1 protein-coding gene is annotated in these 463 nt (G+C 68.5%); it reads right to left on the reverse strand.

Annotated features, from left to right (window positions below):
* Positions 1-85: 85 nt before the first annotated feature.
* Positions 86-463 (reverse strand): hypothetical protein (locus BYZ73_RS23250; protein ID WP_181498177.1); only part of this gene is annotated, 378 nt, incomplete at its 5' end.

A 463-nucleotide genomic window follows, 5' to 3' on the forward strand; every position in this document is an offset into this window, starting at 1 on the left:
GGGTTGTCCTTGCAGGCGCGCACGTCGATGGCGCGCCAGGGCAGGTCCTGGTCCGAGTTGATATTGGCAGGCGGCGTCCAGTCGGTCATTGCAGCTTGTATCCTTCGCTTCCGTCGCTCATCTTTCCGTCTTCACCCGCCAGCCAGCAGGCCTTGCCCTCGCGCGCCTCGTCGGACGCCAGGGCAAAGCCCGGGGCGCCGTCCGGCATGACGAAGGCGTATCGCGTCGCCTGGTAGAGGAACTGCTGCAGCAGATATTCGGCGGTCTCGCCGGGGCGGACCTGCTGGGCCTTGAGGCATTGCCAGCGGCGCGTGACCGGCTGGCCCTCGGTATCGACATCGAGCCGGGTGGTCAGATCGGCGACCTGCCCGATCCGCAACGCGCCATCGGCCAGCGTCGCGGTCAGATAGCGCGGCGTCGTCCGGAACCGGGCCAGCAGGCGCTGGCAGAGCTCGTAGGCCTG

The organism is Rhodovulum viride (assembly GCF_003265965.1).
Lineage (GTDB): Bacteria > Pseudomonadota > Alphaproteobacteria > Rhodobacterales > Rhodobacteraceae > Rhodovulum > Rhodovulum kholense.